Raw genomic sequence first — 20290 nt, forward strand, 5'->3', positions numbered from 1 at the left:
CAGGGCGCCAACTGCGCGCCCTGCTTTCAAGCGGGCAGGAGTCTGTTGCCCGGTTTCCACCGATATGACCTGATGCCAACATTGAAAAGAAAAACCCTATCCATATCCAAATGGTTATGGATAACGCCCCTCTCGATAATCCTGGCCAACCTCGCGCAGAACCTCCACACACCATTGAGCCGCCAGGGGCATGGGCAGTGCCGGGTTGCTGCACAGGCCCACTGAACCACCGGGTTCGCGAATTCCCAACTCCAGCTCCACCAACTCACCTCGACTCAGGTCTTGCCGTACAGCGTCGAATGGCGCAACCCAGATCGCCTGGCTGCATTGCACGTAACGCCGGCTCAAGGTCAATGACAGGGTTTCCAGTCGCTGGCTCGGCGGGCGGATGCCGTGCTGCACAAACAGGCTGTCGGCGAACTTACGAATCGTCGTCCCCGCCAGTGGCAGCACCAGTGGATAGTCTTCAAGGTTTTTAGACGCCAGCGGATCGGCCAGCAACGGATGGCCGTTACGCACCACCAGGGTCATGGACTCGCTGTATAGATGTTCGAATGTCAGCCCAAGAATCTGCGGGCTATCGGTCATGCGGCCGACCACTAAATCCAGCTCACCCACGCGCAGTTGGGACAGCAGGTACGCACTGGGTCCGGTCACCACACTCACGACCAACGCAGGATGTCTGGCGTGCAGACGGCAGACGACTTCCGGTACCAACAGGCTTTCCACGGTGGACAGTACGCCGAGCCGCGCAGTGATGGGCTCGTGCTCGCCGGAACGCAGGCTATTCACCCCTTCGCGCAGCGCCTGGACGCTCGGCCCTGCATAACGCAGAAAAGCCACCCCGGCTTCAGTCAACGCCGCGCCGCTTTTGCTGCGCACGAACAGGGTGGTGGCCAGCAGGGTTTCGAGCTCTTTGAGGGTCTTGGAAAGTGCCGGTTGGCTGAGCGCCAGTTTGTCCGAGGCGCGTGCCAGGCTGCCTTGGCGTGCCACTTCAAGGAAACACACCAGATGGCGGAATTTGATGCGGGTATCGATGTTCACTGCAGTCCTTGCCTTTCGGATGAGGGCACCCGTCTAACGCTGATGACAGACTGAGCGGAGGGCGTGTCAGATACCGATGCCCGGCACCTGTCGAGTAACAGGAGGCGAGTAGCAGCAGGTACCCTCAGAACAGCATCGTCCAGCGATACACCGAGCTATTCGACCCGTTTAATGGGTCGAATAGTGCCTTCATATCCCTGCTTTATCCACTAAAAGTACAGGAGACAAACAGAGAAACCGGGTGCCGGTCAGTCCTGCAATGCGCGCGGGCGGTGGCTGCGTTGTTCAGCATCGGTGCTGGCCGCCTTTTGCAGCTGGAAGTCGAAGTCCAGCTCGGCGAATGACCCCGTCACACCCCGGTCGTTCGCCGCAGCGCGGTCCTCGACGAAACGGATTTCACCCACCAGACCATCACGGGTGGCGTAAGCGAAGTCGTCCCACAGGTACTTATCGCCCGACAGGTTGATCTGCGTGGTCAGGTGACGATGGCCCGGTGCCGAGATGAAGAAATGAATATGCGCCGGACGCTGACCGTGACGGCCGAGCTGGTCGAGGCATTCCTGGGTCGGGCCCTGAGGGTTGCAACCATAGCCTGAGGGCACAATGCTGCGCGCGCGGTAGCGGCCTTCGGCATCGGTGACGATACGCCGACGCAGGTTGTATTCGCTCTGGCTCTGATCGAAGTAGGAGTAGTTACCCTGAGTGTTGGCGTGCCAGAGGTCGACAACGGCACCGGCGACTGGCTGACCATTGGCGTCGCGCACCACGCCCTGAAGGAACATCGGCGTGGCGACGTCGTCCTCGCTACCGTCGTCCATACGCGTCTCGCTGTCATACAGCGGTGCGCCGGCGACATAGAGCGGGCCTTCAATGGTACGCGGCGTACCGCCAACGTGGCCATCCTGCGCGTCTTTCGCGTCTTGCAGCAGGTCCAGGAAGTGCTCAATGCCCAAGCCGGCCACCAGCAGCCCGGCTTCGTTGCGACCGCCCAGGCGGTTGAGGTAATCCACCAGGGTCCAGAACTCGTCTTCACCCACCTCCATATCCTCGACAATCTTCGCCACCTCATTGAGGACGCGGAACATCAGTTGCTTCAAGCGAGGGCTGCCCTGGTCGTTGCCGAGCCCGCTGACGTCCTTAAAGAATGCCTGGACCTCAGGGGTCTGGGAAATTTTCACGGTCATGGAGATGTACCTCTTAGTGTTGTTATCGGGTTACTTGTTGGTGGTGCATTAGCGCTGTGAGACAGGGGTTCAGCCGAGGTCGCCACCGCCTACGGGCAGGGTCATGCCGGTGATGTAGGAGGCTTCATCGGAGGCCAGGAACAGGATTGCACCGACCTGTTCTTCGAGGCTGCCGTAGCGCTTCATCAGGCTGCTATCGACGGTCTGATCGACGATTTGCTGGTACCAGACCTTCTCCTGCTCGCTCTGCTCGGCGGCGTTGCGCGGAATACGCCGCGGAGGTGCTTCGGTACCGCCAGGTGCCGTGGCATTGACCCGAATGCCGCGCTCGGCGTTCTCGAACGCCAGGCAGGCGGTGAGTGCATTGACCCCCCCCTTGGCCGCACCGTAGGGCGCGCGATTGATCCCGCGAGTGGCAATCGATGAAACGTTGACGATAGCGCCGCTGCCCTGCTCCACCATGTACGGCAACGCGGCGTGGCAGCACCACAGAGTGGGAAACAGCGAGCGGCGTACTTCGGCCTCAATCTCGCTTTCTTTGTAATGTTCGAATGGCTTGGCCCAGATAGTGCCGCCGACGTTATTGACCAGCACGTCCAGCCGGCCAAAACGCTCCACGGCAGCAGCCATCACACGCTGACAGTCGGCGTACTGCTCGAGGTCGGCGGTCAGCGCCAGCAGCGCCTCGCCTTGCAGTTCCCTGACCAGTTCGGAACGATCAACCGCCACCACCTGCGCGCCTTCCTCGAGCAAACGCTCGGCGACGCGGCGTCCGATGCCCTGCGCTGCCCCGGTGACCAGGGCGACTTTATTTTTAAATCTCATGCTCATGGCAACCTCGAAAATACACGTCAGTCAGTGGCAGTTAAGCGGCGCTGGCGGCGAACTTCTCGTAGTAGAAGTTCGCAGGCTCGATACCCTGTTCGCGAATGTATTGGCTGACCGCTTCTACCATCGGTGGCGGACCACACAGGTAGATATCGACGTCGCCGCCGTTGAGGTGCGTGGGCGCGATATGTTGGGTCACGTAGCCTTTGTGCGGATGACTGCTGGCAGGGTTGGCCACGCAGGCGCTGAAGGTGAAGTTCGGAATCCGCGCCGCGAAGTCGTTCAGGCGATCCATTTCCACCAGATCGAAATCGTTGGTCACGCCGTAGATCAGGTGCAACGGATGCTCACTGCCCTTCTGCGCGATCGTATCCAGCATCGCTGTGAACGGCGCCAGCCCGGTGCCGCCTGCCAGCAACAGCAGTGGGCGTTTGATGGTGCGCAGATAGAAACTGCCCAAAGGACCGGCCAGGTTCATGCTGTCACCGACCTTGGCCAGCTCCGTGAGGAAGCTGCTCATCAAGCCGCCTGGCACGTTTCGGATCAAAAAGCTGACGCGACCGTCTTTCTGCAGCGAGCTGAATGAATAGGCGCGGGTCTGCTCACTGCCCGGCACTTGCAGGTTGACGTACTGGCCCGGCAGAAAAGTCAGGTGGTTCAGTGCTTCGCCCTGAATGGACAGCGAAATCGTACTGTCGGAGAGCTGACGTACTTCGCTGATTGCCGCCTGGTAAGTCGCCTGCTGTGTTTTGCAAACATCGGAAGATGCCGGCACACGTACCACACAGTCGCTTTGAGCGCGCATCTGGCAGGTCAGCACATACCCCTGATCCGCTTCCTCTTCGCTGAGCGCATCTTCGATGTATTCCTGGCCGAGGTCGTACTCGCCGGATTCAGCGAAGCACTTGCAGGTACCGCAAGCACCGTCGCGGCAGTCCAGAGGAATATTGATCCCCTGCCGGTACGCAGCGTCGGCGACGGTTTCACTGGGGTTGGCGTCAATGAAACGGGTAACGCCGTCTTCGAAATTGAGTGCAATTTTGTGGCTCATGGTGTTCCTCGCCGAACCAGGGTCTGAAGCGTCGGGTGCAAGCCCAATGGCGACAGACCGCTCGTTCACAGGTGATAGATGTCGATGACCTGACGGACGTAGTCGTTTTTCAGGACGACCTTTTTGGCCTTGATCAGAGGCTGGTCGCCGCGCACATCAAGGGTGTAGAAGCTAGTACCGAAATAGCTGTCCACGGTCTTGTAGCGAAAGCTCAGGGTGTGCCAGTTGAAGCGCACCTTGCACAGACCATCGCCCTGTTCGAGGATCTCGAGATTGCTCAGGTTGTGAGAGGTGCGGGTATCCGGGATGCTGGCGCTGGAGCGCTCGGTCTTGATCCGGAAAACACGGTCCTCCAACCCTTCGCGGCTGCCGTACCAGATCAGCGAGATTTCCTTTTGCGGGTCTACGGTCAGTTCGTCGTCATCGTCCCAGGATGGCATCCAGAACGTCGCATTCGCGGCGTACAGTTCCAGCCAGTTGTCCCAATCCTTGTCGTCCAGATAGCGCGCCTCGCGGTAGAGAAAGTCGCGTACCGCGTCGTAAGAAAGGCTCATTGCCCGCCCTCCACGCAGATCAATTGCGACTGCTCGTCTGCCAATGCCTTGAGCATGGTTTCCTGCCAGTACTTGTGTTGCAGCACGAACAGCCCCTCGTCCTCGGTGCGCACGCCGCTAAGCAGTGGGTGCAGATCAATTTCTTTGGCCGCTTCATCGGCGCCTTCGACCCAGTGTTCGGCACCACGGGACATGTCGTTCCAGGCCGTGGTACTGCCCTGATAGCCCATCTGGCAGGAGCGAAACTCTTCCAGGTCATCCGGGGTGGCCATGCCACTGACGTTGAAGAAGTCCTCGTACTGACGAATCCGGCGCGCGCGGGCTTCGTCGCTTTCGCCTTTGGGTGCGATGCAATAAATGGTGATTTCAGTGCGATCCACCGAGATGGGTCGGGCGATGCGGATCTGCGAGCTGAACTGGTCCATCAGGTACACGTTGGGGTACAGGCACAGGTTGCGCGAGTTACCGATCATCCAGTCGGCGCGGGCCTGACCGAAGTCCTGGGCCAGCTCATCACGGCGCTCGTACAGCGGCCGATCCTCGGGATTAGCCCAGCGGGTCCACAGCAGCATGTGGCCCTTGTTGAAGGAATAGAAACCACCGCCACGCTTGGCCCAGCCACCGGCGCTCATGGTCGGATTGCTGTCGCCAGCCTGGCGCTCCTTGCGCTGATTCTGAGTGGCCGCGTAGTTCCAGTGCACGGAGCTGACGTGATAACCATCGGCGCCGTTCTCTGCGGTGAGCTTCCAGTTGCCTTCATAGATATAGCTGGAGGAGCCGCGCAGCACTTCCAGGCCGTCCGGAGACTGATCGACGATCATGTCGATGATCTTCGCCGACTCACCCAGATGCTCCACCAGAGGGACCACATCAGGGTTCAGGCTGCCGAACAGGAATCCGCGATAGGATTCGAAACGCGCCACTTTGGTCAGGTCGTGAGAGCCTTCGCAGTTGAAGCTCGACGGGTAGCCGGCCTCGGTCGGATCTTTGACTTTGAGCAACTTGCCGGAGTTATTGAAGGTCCAGCCGTGGAACGGACAGGTGTAGGACGCCTTGTTGCCACGCTTGTGTCGGCAGAGCATGGCCCCGCGATGGCTACATGCATTGAGAAAGGCATTGAGCACGCCGTCTTTGTTGCGGGCGATGAAAACAGGCTGGCGACCCATTTCCAGGGTGATGTAGTCGTTCTTGTTCGGAATCTGGCTCTCATGAGCGAGGTACAACCAGTTGCCCTCGAAAATGTGCTTCATCTCGAGATCGAACAAGCGAGTATCGGTGAACATTTCCCGCTTGCAGCGGTAAACACCCTTTTCTCGGTTTTCTTCAAGCAAGGAATTGAGATACTCGACGCTTATGGACATGGCCAGAGCCTCCGTTGTTTTTGTTTGACGGAGTGAGTCTATGACCGGGAAAAAACTGGAGATATCCGATTCATGCAGATCGCTATCCGTTTCCTGTCAAACGGCTTAACGATTGCAAAGGGCGCGGTCCTGATGGAAGTCACGCGCGTGAGCGATTGTTTTCAGCTGAAAGGCACGCGACTCAAGCCCGGCATCAGCTGGCTTGCTTACGGAAAAATAACGTCACCTGACCCAGTTCAAAGCCGAACTTGGTCATTGAGGAACGATTGGCCATGGTGTCGTCGTCAAGCAAGTACATCCAGTCATCGAAGTTGACCTGATAGACCTTGTCGTCCACCGGCAGGCTCAACACGTACCGCCAATGCAGTGCATTGCCTGCCACCTCTCCGATTGCCTCGCCGACAACATCGCCTGCGGTACCGCGCCACCGTCCAGGACCGTCCGGGTGCAGTGTCCACACCCGGGTCTGCTTGGTGCCGTCGCTGTAGGTGAAGTCTTCATGCATGATGAACCGGTCGCCCTCGGAGTGGCTGTTGATAACGGCGTGAAACCGTTTTATCACCTCCCCCGAACGTTTCTGGAACATCCCCCACGCGTCTACCCGCCCCGAGAAAAATTCGCGCAGTTCGAGTTTTGGGGTTTCCTGGCTATAGCGGTTCACATCGATATCGCTGCAGCTTCCCAGGCAGATACAGAACAGCAGCAGTACGAGTTTGTTCAACATGGTCGATCTCCACAGACACAGCATCAAGGTCATAAGGACCTGACAGTGGCCGGTGTCGACACATGGGCAGTCAAATCCTGTACAAAACCTATACGTTAATATGATTTTGTACAAGAATTAACGCGCATTTGAACAAAAGCCCGCGTTACCGATAACCGCGCGCTTGCAGGTCAAACAACTGTGCATAGCGCCCGCCAGCGGCGATCAAACTGACATGGTCGCCACGCTCAAGCACCCTGCCCTGATCCAATACAATGATGTGGTCAGCATTGCGCACGCTGGAAAATCGGTGAGAAATCAGCAGCGTCATACGGCCCTTGGCGTACTCACGGAAGTGTTCAAACACGGCAGCTTCTGCAGCCGCGTCCAGGGCTGAAGTAGGCTCGTCGAGGATGAGAATATCGGCGTTGCGACGCATGTAGGCTCGGGACAACGCAATTTTTTGCCATTGCCCCCCCGACAACTCCTGCCCTCCCGCGAACCACCGACCTAGCTGAGTAGCATAACCATGATCGAGACGCTCGATGAACTCCGCCGCCATGCCCTGGGCTGCCGCTTCGCGCCATCGGGTTTCATCGCTGAACGCGTCGATATCACCCACCCCAAGGTTATCGCCCACAGGAAACTGGTAGCGGATGTAATCCTGAAAAATGACACCGATACGCCTGCGCAATGCATCCTCATTCCAGTCCTGAAGATCACTGCCGTCGAGCAGAATACGCCCCTCATCTGGCCGGTACAGACGGGTCAGCAGTTTGATCAACGTGGTCTTGCCCGAGCCGTTTTCACCCACCAGCGCCACGCTACGTCCCGGTGCAAGGTGGAGATCGATATTCTCAAGCGTGACACGACTGGAATCTGGATAACGAAAGCTGACGCCCTCGCAACGTAAGCCATCCCCAGGGAGGACGCCTTGAGTGAGGGTTCCGGTTTCGACAACAACCGGCTGTGCCAGATACTCGTACAGATTGGTCAGGTACAGGCCATCTTCATAAAGACCACTGATGGCACTGAGGCTGCTGCTGACCGCCGTCTGCCCCTGTTTGAACAACACCAGATACATCGTCATTTGCCCAAGGCTGATGCGGCCATTGACCGTATCGACCACCACCCAGGCGTAAGCCAGGTAAAACGCACTGGTACCGAGCAGCCCGAGGAGGAAACCCCAGCCATCGCGCCGTAGGGTCAGCCGCCGGTCTTCGGCGTAGAGCCGGTCAAACGTGTCCCTGTAACGTTGCAGCAGAAGAGGCGCAAAGCCGAACAACTTGACCTCTTTTATATGCGCTTCCTGAGACAGCAGCGCTTCAATGTAGCCTTGTTGTCGGCTCTCGGGGGCACGGCGGGTGAACAGGCGAAATGCGTCGCCGGAGAAATGCGCTTCGGCGAAGAACACCGGCAATGCGCCGAGCACCAGAATCACCAGCGCCCAAGGCGAGAAATGCACCAGCAACACCGCAAAACTGATGAGCGAGATCAGGTTCTGAATCAGCCCAAGGGACTTGGTTACCAATGCCAAGGGTCGCGTGGAGGCCTCGCGGCGTACGCGAACGAGCTTGTCGTAAAACTCCGAATTCTCGAACTGGATAAGCGACAGCGTCTGTGCCTTTTCCAGGATCAGCGTGTTGACCTTCTGCCCCAGCTGTACTCTCAACAGCGACTGCTGAACCGAAAGTGCCCGTTGAGCGCCAGCCAGTAATGCGAGCACTCCGGCTTCAAGTAACACGTAACGCAATACAGGCCACAAAGGAGTGCTGCCGAGGTCCGCATGCAACTGCATGGCAGCGACCACGGCGTCGACAATTCGCTGCCCCAGCCATGCGGCCAGAGCAGGAAGAACCCCGGCCACCAGCGTTGCCACTACAAGGCCCAGGAACAAGCCTCTCGACGTGCTCCATACCAACTCCAGGGCGCGTCGGGCCTGGTCGAAAAAAGAGGTGAACCGGCTGACAACAGGCATGCGGAGCTGGGTTCCAGGAGGAAGGACGGGAGGTGTCAGGCATGAAAGCAGACCGTTCCTGACAAGTCACGCTCTGCACGCCACTTTCATGGCGCGTAAATCACTGGGCTTTGCTAAACAGCGTACAGGCCCATGCGGGAGCTGCCATTGCTAATCAACCATTATCGACAGCCGTGCCAACACCAAAGCGTCCCCGATAATCTCTCGGCGAAAGCCCGGTAATTTTCTTGAAGGTCGAGCGAAAGGCACCTGGATCCTGATATCCCACGGTCCAGGCGATATGGTCGACGGTGCGGTTGGTGAATTCGAGCATTTCGCGAGCTTTGCCAACCCGCAGGTGCTGACAGTACTGCGTGGGCTTGAGCCCCGTCGCCGCACGAAAACGTCGTAAGAATGTTCGCGCCTCCAGACCTGCCTCGGCGGCCATCGTGCTCAGTGAAACCTCCACTGCGCCGCTGGCTTGTAACCAGTGCTGGACCTTGAGTATTGCGGCATCACCGTGACCGAGAATGGGTGCGAAATTGCCACCGCACTTCGCGCTGTCGCTGTGCTCGACCATTAGAAAGCGCGCCGTGGCTGTGGCAATGCTTGGCCCCAACAGCCGCTCTACCACTCTCAACCCCAGTTCGGCCCACGCCATCAGGCCCGCCGTGGTAATAAGGTCGCCATCGTCGATCATCGGTTTGTCGACATCCACCGTGAGCAGAGGAAACCGTTCGCCCAGAATTTTGCCTTGAGTCCAGTGGGTGGTGACTGTACGGCCTGTAAGCAGACCTGTTTCGGCCAGTACAAATACACCCAGGCACACCGAACCAATAACCGCCCCGGCGCTGTGCTGCCGGGTGATCCAGGCCGCCAGCGTCTGCAACCAATCAGCCGAAGGCAGTGTGTCCAGAGACGGTGGGATCAGCACTGCAACGGGTCGGCTGGTGAGTTCCGGCTGGCTGTCGAAGATCCGCTCGATAGGAACGCCGGGCACTGTGGCGCTCCAATGAGAAATTCGCAGCAGAGGCACATTGGCCGCTGGCTGCTCACGGACGATGCGATTGGCCACGGAGAACAGGTCGGTCAAACCATGCACCGCGGCCATCTGCGCGCCTGGATAAACCAGCAAACCGATCTCGGCCACATTGATTTGCCCCGTCATTGTCAGTTTACCCCTCGATATTGTCGTTCTGGCCAATCCTCAGCCAGCACTGCAGAGCCAATAATTCAACCCACGGAACACAGGCCACACCATTGAGGAACATGCCATGTCCAAGCAAGCGCTTATCGTAGTCGATATTCAAAATGACTACTTTCCTGGAGGGAGGTGGCCACTGAGTGGCGTTGACGCCGCCGCCGACAATGCAGCGAGGATTATTGCCGCCGCCCGTTCGGCGGGCGATTTGGTGGTGTATATCCGCCACGAATTCACCCGTGACGATGCACCGTTCTTCGCCCCTGGTTCTGAAGGCGCGCACCTGCATCCCAAGGTGCAAAATCTGCCCGATGAGCAGGTGATACTCAAGCACCACGTTAATTCGTTTCTCGAAACCAATCTTGCGACAGTGCTTGAACGCCACGCCATCGAGGACCTGGTCATTGTCGGCAGCATGAGCCACCTGTGTATCGACGCAATCACCCGCGCCGCCGCCGACCTTGGCTATAAAGCCACGGTAATCCATGACGCCTGCGCTTCCTGCGATCTGGAGTTCAACGGCCTGACGGTCCCTGCGGCCCATGTGCATGCAGCATTCATGTCCGCACTGGGCTTTGGTTACGCAAGAGTGGTGTCGACCGAGCAGTTTCTGGCCTAAAACCGCTAAGTAGCTCACCGATGAGTGAGGGACAGAAGATCAGGCTTTGCCCCTGAAGGATCAGGTGCAAAGCTTTGTAGCCTTAAACCCGATTCAAGATAAACCGAGCCTGGATTTTTCCTGACCGAGGGATTGGGTCATATTCAATAGGGCGGCGTTCACCAGAGACTGTCCCTGATTTCCAGCGCTGGCGCTTGAACCCGAGTTGGAGTCTGCGCCGGTGCTTGCGCTGGCCTGCATTTCAGTCTGCTTCTTGAGCACTTCCGCTATTTTGGCCTCAACCTTGGCCTGGTCTGCAGGCGACATGGCTTTAAGATCAGCCTCGGTGAGTCCCATGCCTTTCAAGGTGCTGTAGCGCATCTTCTGGGCCGGCGTCAGAGCCATGTAATCCTTGAATTCATCCAACGCACTTTTAGCTGACGACCCTGCTGTTGCGTCGACTGAAGCGTTCAGCGAGCTGGCACCCACCTGTCCGACACCGGAGCTACTGCTGTCAGATGCCGTGGGGGTTGCCACCAGCGAGTTGGCGTTTTGCAGACTGACCATCATTTTCGCGAAGGCTTCTTGGCGATCTTCATCTTGCTGCTGGCTGGAGGCACTGGAACTGGACGAGGCGCTGCTGCCGACCTTTTCCGTTTGAACCGTCGAATCTAAAAGGCTCAGAAAGCTGTCTGCGTCGGACGTGGTCGATACCGCGCGTGGTATTGGGACCGAAAGGTCGTACCTGCCCAGACCCGTGATAATGCTCATTTCAACGACTCCCGTTAAGTGGCGCATTTTTTTGGAATGCATCTTGGGATTACATGCAGCAAGGCACGTGCCAGATAGTAAATCCCTCCTGGATGCCGCTGTTTTAGTGTTCAGTAACCCGACAGCGCTGAACATCTAAAGGCAAAAAAGGCAGCGAGTTGCCATCACCGGCAAACGGCTGCCTCTTTATTAGCCTGCTCAAGAAAAACCCGACTCGGCCTATCGCGTCGTCGGACCTCTCTGTCGGGAACGACGGTTTAGAAGATCGAGATCGGGTAATCGGCGATCAAACGGAACTCGTTGACGTTACCCTCGGCTTGATCGGCATTGCCACGATGCCAAGCCTGACGCATCCGCAGGGACAGATCTTTGGCCGGACCGGTCTGGACGGTGTATTTGGCTTCAAGGTTGGTTTCATGGTGTTTGCCGTCTTCGCCATAACCGTAGTTACGATAAGGGCTGTCAGCGGCCATGTGAGTACCGTCGATGTTGTCACCGTGGGCATAACGGACCATGAAACTCAGGCCCGGAACCCCGTAGGTCAGCATGTTCAGGTCGTAGCGCGCCTGCCAGGATCTCTCGCCTGGCCCGTTGAAGTCTGAATACTGAATCGAGTTGGCCAGGCTGATCGAGTCAGACGTGTCGCCAGGTCCGTTTTGACCGAACGAGACGTAGTCGAACGGGGTATCGCCGCGTACTTTCTGATAGGAGAGTGAGACGGTATGCGCGCTCAGGAACGCGTAAGCCGCACCCAGAGACCAAGTGGTGTTGTCGATGGTGCCGGCATTGGCCTGACCTTCGTCATTGGTGCGGTAGATATTGAAGTCCAGGTTCAGCGATTGCTGGTCCGAGATCGGCAACGTGTAGTTGGCGTTCCCGTAGTACTGACGCCAGATATCCTTGAGCTCCGAGCCGTACAGGCTAAAGGTCAGGCTGTCCGAAACCGCGTATTTGCCACCGACATAATCAATGCTGTCGGCAGCGACGTTGGCGTAGGCGGCAAACAGTTCGTGGCTGCCGTTGGTGGTGACCGGACCGTTACCGCCGGTGAAGTGCCCTGCGTCCAGATCAAGGCCGGCAATTTCGCTGCTCAGCAAATTAAAGCCGGTGCCCGTCTGCGGAAACAGACGTGAGCCGCCCGCGGCGAAAACAGGTGCTGTCGGTTGCAGGTTGCCCCACAGCAGTTCGGTTTTGGAAATCCGGACTTTCAGTGCGCCCCCCACAGTGCCGTATTCATCTTCGAGGGATCCATCATGACGCACCGGCAAGTTACCCGTGCCGTTAGTGTCCGCCGAGCCATCAAGTTTGATGGCCCAATTACCAAACACCTCTACCCCGAACCCAACCGTCCCCTGAGTGAACCCCGAACTGTAGTTAGCCAGTACACCTTGGGTCCAGTCCTTGTTGGTTGCACCGCCATCCTTACCGTCATGGTCGAAGTAGTAGTTTTTGAGGTGGACATTGAGACTGCTGTCTTCAATAAATCCCTTGGCATCGGCCTGATCCGCTACCGGCGCGGCCGATACTAACTGACTGACCCCAAGCGAGACCGCAAGGGTCACGAGATTCCACTTCACACGCATCATTAATTTTCCCCTGATTCAAAATAAGTCCGCCGCCATCCAATACCCGAGCAATAGGGTTCCCCCTGAGTTCAGGCGAAGGATGAAACGGTGGATTGAGCGATGGCAGGTCAGCTAAAACAGTGAGACCGGAGTTGCACTTCCGGTAATAACAGGCTTTTTAGCCCTATTTTTATCTTCTCGGTTCAGGGGGTTCCCCCTCGCTCAAACTTTTAACATTTTTGCGGGCCGCTATTTAACCCCGATTGTGTGATAGTCATTATCCGTTGACGTAATAATTGAACAACACGGCCATATAACCCCTCGCCGTGGGTGGCCCCTAAATGCATGTGGAAATTGAACGCACGTACAATTATTCTCACCACTGGTATCCCGCCGACAGGAATCACTGTGGAACTCGATGGCCGTAAATTTCGCCGCGCTGAACCCGATGAACGTCGCGACCTGCTGATCGCTGCCACCCTGAAATGCCTGGCTGAAGAAGGCCATGCAGGCATTTCCGTCCGCCGTATCGCCAAAGAAGCCGGAGTGTCCGTTGGCTTGCTCAATCATCACTTCGGCAGCATCGACGTGCTGATTGCCGACGCCTATCAAAAGCTCTCGCTGGGCATGACCCTCGCGTTGCAACTGGAGGTAGACAAGGCCGGTTCTGCTGCCGAGCGGCTGGATGCGTTCCTGGTGGGCTCGTTTTCGCCCCATGTCCTGAACCCCAGTCTACTCAGCGCATGGGTGGTGTTCTGGAGCCTGATCCGGCATTCCCCTCACGTCAGCAACGCCCATGAAAAGGGCTACGGTGCTTATCGTGATTTAGTCGAAAGGTTACTCATTGAGTTGGCGGCCGAAGAAAAATTCCAGATCAGCGATGCCTCCCTTGCCGCTATCGGCCTGACCGCCATCCTCGACGGTTTGTGGCTGGAGTGGTGCCTGAACCCCGCCACGTTTGGTGCCAATCGCGGCCTGGAAATCTGTCGGCGCTGGGTCATCGGCCTACGGCTTGGCGCCTTCGGCCCTGACCACGACACCTGAGGCCTCAGCGCTCAATATCGCCAACGTGCCGCTAGTGGCGAGGCGCTGATCAGCAAGTGCTGGCCACTGACAGAGGTCGAGCCATCCGTGTTTTCCCCACGAAATCCCTAATCCGCAGACAGGCCTCGATCAGACGGTCTTCGCCAAGGGTGAATGACAACCGGACAAAGCCTTGGGCGGGCTCACCGAATGCTGCCGCGTCGAGCACCGAGACCCTGGCCTCGCGAAACAGACGCCAGGCGAAGTCCAGAGAACTGAGGCCTGTGCCCCGAACATCGACCAGCACGAACATCCCGGCGTCAGGCTTGAGCACGCGGATGCCAGGACAATCGCTCAGGGCATCTACCATCAAATCACGTCGGCGCCGATAGATCTCGCACATGCCACTCGTGACGTCGTCATGAGCCAGCACGGCGGCAAGGGCTGCCTCCATGACGAACCCCGGCAAGCCGTACAACATGCTCAGCATCAGGGTTTCCGCGTGGCCAATCAGCGCCGGCGCAGCAATGATCCAACCGATGCGCCAACCGGTCATGGCGTGTGATTTGGACAAACTGCCAATGATCACGCAACGATTTTGCATACCGGGCAAGCTCGCCAGGCTGACATGTTCGCGCTCGTAGCAAAGGCTCTCATAGACCTCGTCCACCACCACCCAAAGGTCGTGAGCAATCGCCAGGTCGGCAATGGCTTGCAGCTCTTCAGTGCGCAGCATGACGCCGGTGGGGTTATTCGGATTGGACAGGAAAATGGCGCGGGTACGCGACGTGATGGCCGCCGCCAAACGCCCGATATCCGGCCGAAAACCATCGTCGGCGTCGCAGGTCACTCGCACCAAGGTGGCGCCGGACGCGTTGAGGGTCGCTTCGTAGGTCACGTACATCGGGTCCAATGCGATCACTTCATCGCCCGCCTGCAACAGGCATAACGAGGTGATAAACAATGCGTTCTGCGCGCCAGCCACCATGATCACATTGCCAGACTGCACCGGTCGACCCAAGCGTTCGGTGTAGCGTGCAGCAACGGCCTGGCGCAAGGAAGGCCGACCGGCGATATCGGTGTAGTGGGTATCGCCGCTTTTCAACGCCTGGACAGCGGCATCCGTGATGAAGTCCGGCGTCGGGAAGTCAGGGTCACCCACACTCAAAATGATCACGTCCTCGCCATCACGCTGGGCATCAAAGGCGGCGTGGTGAATATCCCAAGCGGCAACACCCTGCCCGGTAATTCGGTCGACGAAAGGGGAAAAGCGCATGCAGGAGCCTCTCAGGATGAATAAAGCAGGCCGCTACCACGCTGCGGCGAAACTCGGAGACGCCAACATAAGCGAAACTGAACAGTCGCTCAATAGCGATGTTCAGTGCCTGACACAAAGCTTTCGCAGGTGCGTAATTGCAAGGCACTTGGCCGGATTGGGGCCGTACGTTACCGACCCCACTGGCCACTCCTCACGCCCACGTTTTCCCGAGCGCCTCCAGACCCGACTTTTGCAGGTCCTGCGGGCTCATCGCAATGCGAAACTTGCAGTCAGCCTGGAAGTTGAGAAAAAAAGGTTCCGCAAATGCGGGGACGTCGGACGGGTCTTTTACGTTGACCAGGAAGATCCCGCCACGCATTCCATTTTGCTCAGTAAAGTAAGCGACCTCCGGATGGATGCTTTCCAGGATACGTCCAATAATCTCGCCTACCTTCCCCGCTCTGACGAGGGAGTTGAAGGGTTCATGAGGGAATTCGACCGTCAGTAGCATCTTCATCATTCAATCCTCTTTTCAACGTGCTGCCCTGTCGCCAGACCTTTGCTTCTGGCGCTCATGCCGCCTGACGTGCATTCAGCAGTTCCAGCGGTCCGTGTTTAAAGAGTAGCGAAGCCTGAGCGGGCGCTCGTCCGGGCTTACGGGCGGTCATGAGAAAGCGTCCGCCCACAAGGCAGACTGCGTGATGAACTGTCTGATCCCCAAGTGCTAGAATGCGCAGGTCCACAGGTGACGGACGACTACCCGTGCGGGGCATGCATCTAGAAGTACCAAATGGGTAGCTTGGAGCGCTAAATTGGTTCTGAATCTCGAAATTCGTAGTTACAAGACCGAAAACCCGCACCACCATCACGATTTTGCTCAGTTGGTGTTGCCGATCTGCGGCCGTATGGAAATCGACGTGGACGGTCAGGGCGGCTGCATAGACCAATCACTTGCTGCCCTCGTGACTCCTGGCTCTGTGCATTCGCAGCTCACTCATTCAAACAGCCGTTTTTTGGTTCTGGACTGTGCGCCTGCAACGCTTGAAACCCTCCATTTTGAGCGCCTGGCCCAACGCATTTACGTCCCGATCTCTCAAGCAACTCGCCGACTTATCGAGTTCGCAGAGCTAGTAGGTAATGACCAACTCTCGGTTGGTGCCTCGCAACTGGCACCTCTGCTACTTTCATCGCTCAGCTCCGAGACTTTTCAGTCATCGCCCGGCATGAAGCAACTGATAGCCCGCCTGCGAGCACATCCTGGAGTGAGCTGGAGCAACGAGATGATGGCTCGAACGGCCAATATGAGCATGAGCCAACTCCATCAACGTTTTCGGCAGCTTTTCGGAAAGACCCCTCAAGCCTGGTTGGCCGGTTTGCGAATTGACGAAGCACAACGATGGCTTCGCAGCAGCTCATTACCAATAGCTGACATCGCGCTGCGCACAGGTTTCTGCGATCAGGCGGCTCTCACCCGGGCCATGCAGCGCCTTTGCGGCACGACGCCGGGTGCCTATCGTAAGATCCAGCAACAGTCTCGGTAAAAAAACACACCGTTATCGACAATACGCCACCAGGCCTCCTCTTCAAACTGAACGCTTTGAAGTTTTGAGCGTTAATGAAATGTTTGCTGATCGATCATTACTGAAAGGCGTTGGTTACGGCGTCAGTGCAGGCCTGTGCTGGGGAGTGATATTCCTTGGCCCCCAGCTAACACCGGGATTGAGTGGCTTGCAGTTTGCAGTCCTGCGGTTCCTCTGCTTCGGGCTATTTTCACTGGCCCTGCTCATGCCGCGTTGGCGGCGTGTATGCTCGAATCTCACTGTCGCCGACTGGAGGTCGCTTTTTTGGCTTAGCCTGATCGGTAATCTTTTTTACTATTCTCTCGTGGGCAGCGGTGTCCAGCTTATCGGGATAGCGACGACGTCATTGATTGTTGGGCTGATACCCGTGCTCGTTACGCTGGCTGGTCGTAACGACGCAAATGCGGTTTCTCTGTCACGACTTTTTCCATCGCTGTGCTGCGCTGTCGCAGGCGTCGTACTCATCAGTTTGCATGCGCTGAACAGTGGCGAGAACCCCAACTCATCGGCTAGCGCTATTGTCGGGATCACATGTGCGTTAGGCGCGTTGATTAGCTGGAGTTGGTACGCGGTTAGCAACTCGCGAAGGTTAGGCGTAATAACCAGAGTGTCATCGCATGACTGGTCTCTACTGACGGGCATTATGACTGGCGCGCAGTCGTTGCTTTTGGCGATACCGGCTTTTTGCTTTGAGGTGGAAACACACAGCACTTCCGTATGGCTTAACTTTCTTCTCGTTGGTGGCGGAGTGGCACTGCTATCGTCGGTTGTTGGAGGGGCATGCTGGAACCAGGCAAGCCGGCTTCTACCGTTGGCACTCAGTGGACAAGTGCTGGTGGTAGAAACGCTAGCGGCGCTTTTGTTCGGATTTCTCTGGGAGCATCGGTTGCCTGATACATCTGAGCTGGCGGCTATAGCACTATTGGTCACGGGTGTCGTGTGGTGTCTGAATTGTCATCGCGCCACTCCTAGTCATAAGCCATGTCCCCAGTCAGGTGAAGCTTGATCTCACGCCGTAGCAAGCAACACACCGTCCTGAAGCCGTCGCTTAAGGCGAGATACGCTACCGAGGTTAAAGATCAAACCGATCAATCGCTCGACGTCGCTCATTTTCGCCGCGCATGTCATAGCTGGCGGTGGTCGAAATGTTGGTGTGATGCGCCAGTTTTTGCGCAATCGACAGATCGTGTTCTTCGATCACCCGCGTGATGAATGAACGACGAAAGTCATGGGGCATGATGTCCATGCCAATTTGCCGCCCGCGCTGCTTGGCAATGAAGTAGATCGCATGTTTGGTGATCCGGTCACGGGTGATGTGGCTGCCACGGCGGATGCGGTTAAACAGGAAGGCATCGTCACTCTGACCTTCGGGCAGGCATGAGCGACGCAGTTCCAGCCAATCATTAAGGGCCGTGAACGCCCAAGTCGGCGCGTATTTAATCAGTTGCTTGTTGCCCTTGCCGGTGACCTGCAGGCTGCGCTCGGCAAAGTCGATCTGCGCCAGGTCGAGGTTCACGGACTCGGACTTTCGCATCCCCGACCCATACAGAATGGCAATGATCGCCGCATCGCGTCGTCCTTGCGGCCGAGGGTCGGCGGCACACACGTCCATCAGTTCCCGAATCAGCGTTCGTCGAATATTTTTGCCCTTGCTCAGACGCGTCCCTGCCATGGGCTTGACCGAGCGCATCTTGAGCAAGTGTTCATGGCTGATCAGGCTTTGTCGCCAGGCTTCGTTGGTCACGCCACGAATGGCATTGACGTATAACGACGAGGTATTGGGCGCATAGCCGTCTTCGCGAAGCGCGGCGACCAGTGCGATGACATGGCCGGGCTGCAATTGATGCCAGGGCACCTCGTGGATGTCCATCTCGACGAAACCCAGACGATCCGCTGCATCCTGCAGCACATATTTCATCGTCAATTGGCTCGACGGCGCCAGACGCGCCAGATAAAGCGCCAACGGATTCTGAACCTCGGGCAGCGACATGGACAACCTGTCTCGGGTGACTGGAAAATACCACTCTACACCACAACGTCTGTTGCTAACCAATTGAAGAAAAAGGAAATTATTTCATCGCTCAATGCCCGTAACCCGAAGCCAGGCACGCACATCCGTTATCGGTCGCTGGCTTTTAATAACTCGGCTCCGTTGAAGATTCCACCCAACTGCATGAGTCGGCCGCCACTGCCGAGCGCACCAAGGTCCATGGGCGCCAACCCTATGGACTCGATCAGCCCGCTGACCAACGCCTTGGCCTCGGTATCATCACCCGCCAGAAACGCCACGCGCCTGTAACCAGCAGGCACATCAAGGAAAAAGCCAGCGATGGGCAACGTATTGAACGCCTTGATCACTTTAGCGTCCGGCGCGAGACGGGCGACTATTTCGCTGCCACTGTCGTCCCCCAGGTCCGCAACCCTGAAATCCGGAAAGTAGTGAAGAAAAGTATTGGTCGCATCGATCAGCACGCGCCCTTCCCACCTCGGCAACGCCGGCAAGGCACTTGCCACATTGAACCAGGGAATCGCGAGCACGACGATCGGGCAAGCAGCGGCCTGCTCCAGGGTGCCCGCCTTTGCCTTGGGTCCCAGTTTATGAATCAATGACGCCAGACTCCCGGGACCTCGACGATTACTGAGCACCACGTCATGCCCAGCTTGAATGAACGCTGCAGCGAGCGTTTCACCCACCGTCGCAGCGCCAATCATCCCGATGTTCATAGGTTTACCTCACGACTGGGCAATGGGCTCATGGACCGCGCCGGCCCACGCGAAAAATTATAGTCACGGAATAGCGATTCGGGGGCCTATGGACGCGATTCTGGTTGTTCACAAATTACCTATACAGTCGTCAAATAAATCTTCACCCTCGGGCTTAAGTTCCTATCATCACAGAGAGCTGACCATGCAGACCACTCCGAATGCTGAACGCTATGACCGACTGACCCGTTCCTTCCACTGGCTAACGGTAGCCCTGGTAATTTTTTTGTTCGCCAGCGCACAGGTATGGGACATTCTTGAGAAAGGCACGCCCCTGCGTAAAGGCCTGCAATCGGTGCATATCTCGCTAGGGATTGCCCTGGCAGCGCTGATCGTCGCGCGGATTGCCTGGCGCTTGTTCGGCGGCAATCGGCTACCCGTAATCACGTCCAGAACAACTCACCTGCTGGCGAAGCTCGCGCACCTTGGTCTTTACGCACTGTTGTTGGCACAAGTGGTACTGGGCTTTGGGTTTCGTTGGGCGCAAGACGAACCCTTCAGCTTCTTCGGCCTGTTCTCGGTACCCGCGCCTTTCATTATTGATCATGAACTGAGCAGCACGCTGGGCGACCTGCATGAGACAGTGGCCTGGGCCATCATCATTCTTTCCGGCCTGCATGCGTGCATCGCCCTTGGGCATCACTACCTCCTGAAAGATTCGACGCTGCGCCGCATGCTGCCGGCCGGGCGAAAAAATCTGCAAGGCTGATGAATAAACTCACCGGTACGCGTGTTCCCTGAGTGTCACGGCCTCTTTACCGAGTCTCTTTATCGGGAACAACGTTGATGAGCCAGGGACGATGGCGCAATTGATCCGGGCTCGGCTGGCGGTCTGGCAGCATCGCCTGA

The 20290-nt window shown here is 57.4% G+C and carries 19 protein-coding genes and 1 pseudogene; 5 read left to right on the forward strand and 15 right to left on the reverse strand.

Annotation, left to right across the window (positions count from 1 at the left end; translation table 11 throughout):
• Nucleotides 1-114: 114 nt before the first annotated feature.
• The 9 genes from pcaQ to AC1MEA_RS21560 all read right to left on the reverse strand — a co-directional run bounded on the left by pcaQ (nt 115) and on the right by AC1MEA_RS21560 (nt 9850).
• Entirely contained in the window at nt 115-1044 is a 930-nt protein-coding gene (gene pcaQ, locus AC1MEA_RS21520) for a pca operon transcription factor PcaQ (protein WP_480417326.1), read from the reverse strand.
• A gap of 248 nt (nt 1045-1292) precedes the next feature.
• Nucleotides 1293-2228 carry a catechol 1,2-dioxygenase gene (gene catA, locus AC1MEA_RS21525; protein ID WP_219061816.1) on the reverse strand — a complete coding sequence of 312 codons (936 nt, stop codon included), beginning with the start codon at nt 2226-2228 and terminating at the stop codon, nt 1293-1295.
• Between the two features lie 69 nt (nt 2229-2297).
• Complete coding sequence (locus AC1MEA_RS21530; RefSeq protein WP_219061817.1) at nt 2298-3059, reverse strand: 1,6-dihydroxycyclohexa-2,4-diene-1-carboxylate dehydrogenase; 762 nt, start codon at nt 3057-3059, stop codon at nt 2298-2300.
• A gap of 34 nt (nt 3060-3093) precedes the next feature.
• Nucleotides 3094-4107: a benzoate 1,2-dioxygenase electron transfer component BenC gene (gene benC / locus AC1MEA_RS21535; protein ID WP_322179264.1), complete on the reverse strand. Its 1014-nt coding sequence runs from the start codon at nt 4105-4107 to the stop codon at nt 3094-3096.
• A gap of 65 nt (nt 4108-4172) precedes the next feature.
• Nucleotides 4173-4661, reverse strand: a complete 489-nt coding sequence (benB, locus tag AC1MEA_RS21540; protein WP_449633385.1) for a benzoate 1,2-dioxygenase small subunit — start codon at nt 4659-4661, stop codon at nt 4173-4175.
• Entirely contained in the window at nt 4658-6022 is a 1365-nt protein-coding gene (gene benA, locus AC1MEA_RS21545; RefSeq protein WP_480417327.1) for a benzoate 1,2-dioxygenase large subunit, read from the reverse strand. The genes benB and benA overlap by 4 nt, the downstream gene beginning before the upstream one ends.
• Before the next feature lie 193 nt (nt 6023-6215).
• Complete coding sequence (locus tag AC1MEA_RS21550; RefSeq protein ID WP_219061821.1) at nt 6216-6746, reverse strand: DUF3833 domain-containing protein; 531 nt, start codon at nt 6744-6746, stop codon at nt 6216-6218.
• Between the two features lie 145 nt (nt 6747-6891).
• On the reverse strand, nt 6892-8703 hold the full coding sequence (locus tag AC1MEA_RS21555) for an ABC transporter ATP-binding protein (RefSeq protein WP_480417328.1): 1812 nt from the start codon (nt 8701-8703) through the stop codon (nt 6892-6894).
• A 154-nt stretch (nt 8704-8857) separates the two neighbouring features.
• The gene (locus AC1MEA_RS21560; protein ID WP_480417329.1) at nt 8858-9850 is read right to left on the reverse strand and encodes a GlxA family transcriptional regulator; all 993 of its coding nucleotides are present in this window, start codon (nt 9848-9850) and stop codon (nt 8858-8860) included.
• A gap of 106 nt (nt 9851-9956) precedes the next feature.
• On the opposite strand from AC1MEA_RS21560, the gene AC1MEA_RS21565 reads away from it, so the two are divergent.
• On the forward strand, nt 9957-10502 hold the full coding sequence (locus AC1MEA_RS21565; protein ID WP_480417330.1) for a cysteine hydrolase family protein: 546 nt from the start codon (nt 9957-9959) through the stop codon (nt 10500-10502).
• 93 nt (nt 10503-10595) lie between these two features.
• Here AC1MEA_RS21565 and AC1MEA_RS21570 read toward each other — a convergent pair whose 3' ends face one another.
• Both AC1MEA_RS21570 and AC1MEA_RS21575 read right to left on the reverse strand, forming a co-directional pair.
• Nucleotides 10596-11294, reverse strand: coding sequence for a hypothetical protein (locus AC1MEA_RS21570; RefSeq protein WP_449633390.1), 699 nt, complete (start codon nt 11292-11294; stop codon nt 10596-10598).
• Nucleotides 11295-11509: 215 nt separating this feature from the next.
• Nucleotides 11510-12838, reverse strand: a complete 1329-nt coding sequence (locus tag AC1MEA_RS21575) for an OprD family porin (protein ID WP_219061826.1) — start codon at nt 12836-12838, stop codon at nt 11510-11512.
• A gap of 387 nt (nt 12839-13225) precedes the next feature.
• On the opposite strand from AC1MEA_RS21575, the gene AC1MEA_RS21580 reads away from it, so the two are divergent.
• Nucleotides 13226-13861, forward strand: a complete 636-nt coding sequence (locus AC1MEA_RS21580) for a TetR/AcrR family transcriptional regulator (protein ID WP_257604309.1) — start codon at nt 13226-13228, stop codon at nt 13859-13861.
• A gap of 55 nt (nt 13862-13916) precedes the next feature.
• On the opposite strand, the pseudogene AC1MEA_RS21585 reads toward AC1MEA_RS21580, so the two are convergent.
• Both AC1MEA_RS21585 and AC1MEA_RS21590 read right to left on the reverse strand, forming a co-directional pair.
• A pseudogene (locus AC1MEA_RS21585) lies at nt 13917-15116 on the reverse strand (pyridoxal phosphate-dependent aminotransferase); the annotation flags it as partial.
• Nucleotides 15117-15309: 193 nt separating this feature from the next.
• Nucleotides 15310-15615 (reverse strand): panthothenate synthetase, encoded by a 306-nt coding sequence (locus tag AC1MEA_RS21590; RefSeq protein ID WP_219062037.1) that lies wholly within the window; start codon nt 15613-15615, stop codon nt 15310-15312.
• Nucleotides 15616-15910: 295 nt separating this feature from the next.
• Here AC1MEA_RS21590 and AC1MEA_RS21595 point away from each other — a divergent pair, with 295 nt between their 5' ends.
• Both AC1MEA_RS21595 and AC1MEA_RS21600 read left to right on the forward strand, forming a co-directional pair.
• Nucleotides 15911-16639, forward strand: a complete 729-nt coding sequence (locus tag AC1MEA_RS21595) for a helix-turn-helix domain-containing protein (RefSeq protein ID WP_480417331.1) — start codon at nt 15911-15913, stop codon at nt 16637-16639.
• A gap of 79 nt (nt 16640-16718) precedes the next feature.
• Nucleotides 16719-17684, forward strand: a complete 966-nt coding sequence (locus tag AC1MEA_RS21600) for a DMT family transporter (RefSeq protein ID WP_480918194.1) — start codon at nt 16719-16721, stop codon at nt 17682-17684.
• A 66-nt stretch (nt 17685-17750) separates the two neighbouring features.
• Here AC1MEA_RS21600 and AC1MEA_RS21605 read toward each other — a convergent pair whose 3' ends face one another.
• Together AC1MEA_RS21605 and AC1MEA_RS21610 are read right to left on the reverse strand one after the other, a co-directional pair.
• A complete protein-coding gene (locus AC1MEA_RS21605; protein ID WP_480417332.1) occupies nt 17751-18668 on the reverse strand; it encodes a site-specific integrase in 918 nt (305 codons plus the stop codon).
• A gap of 128 nt (nt 18669-18796) precedes the next feature.
• Complete coding sequence (locus AC1MEA_RS21610) at nt 18797-19402, reverse strand: NADPH-dependent F420 reductase (RefSeq protein WP_480417333.1); 606 nt, start codon at nt 19400-19402, stop codon at nt 18797-18799.
• A 184-nt stretch (nt 19403-19586) separates the two neighbouring features.
• Here AC1MEA_RS21610 and AC1MEA_RS21615 point away from each other — a divergent pair, with 184 nt between their 5' ends.
• A complete protein-coding gene (locus AC1MEA_RS21615; RefSeq protein ID WP_449633396.1) occupies nt 19587-20150 on the forward strand; it encodes a cytochrome b in 564 nt (187 codons plus the stop codon).
• Nucleotides 20151-20290: the final 140 nt, after the last annotated feature.

It is taken from the genome of Pseudomonas sp. ASL8 (genome assembly GCF_056680355.1).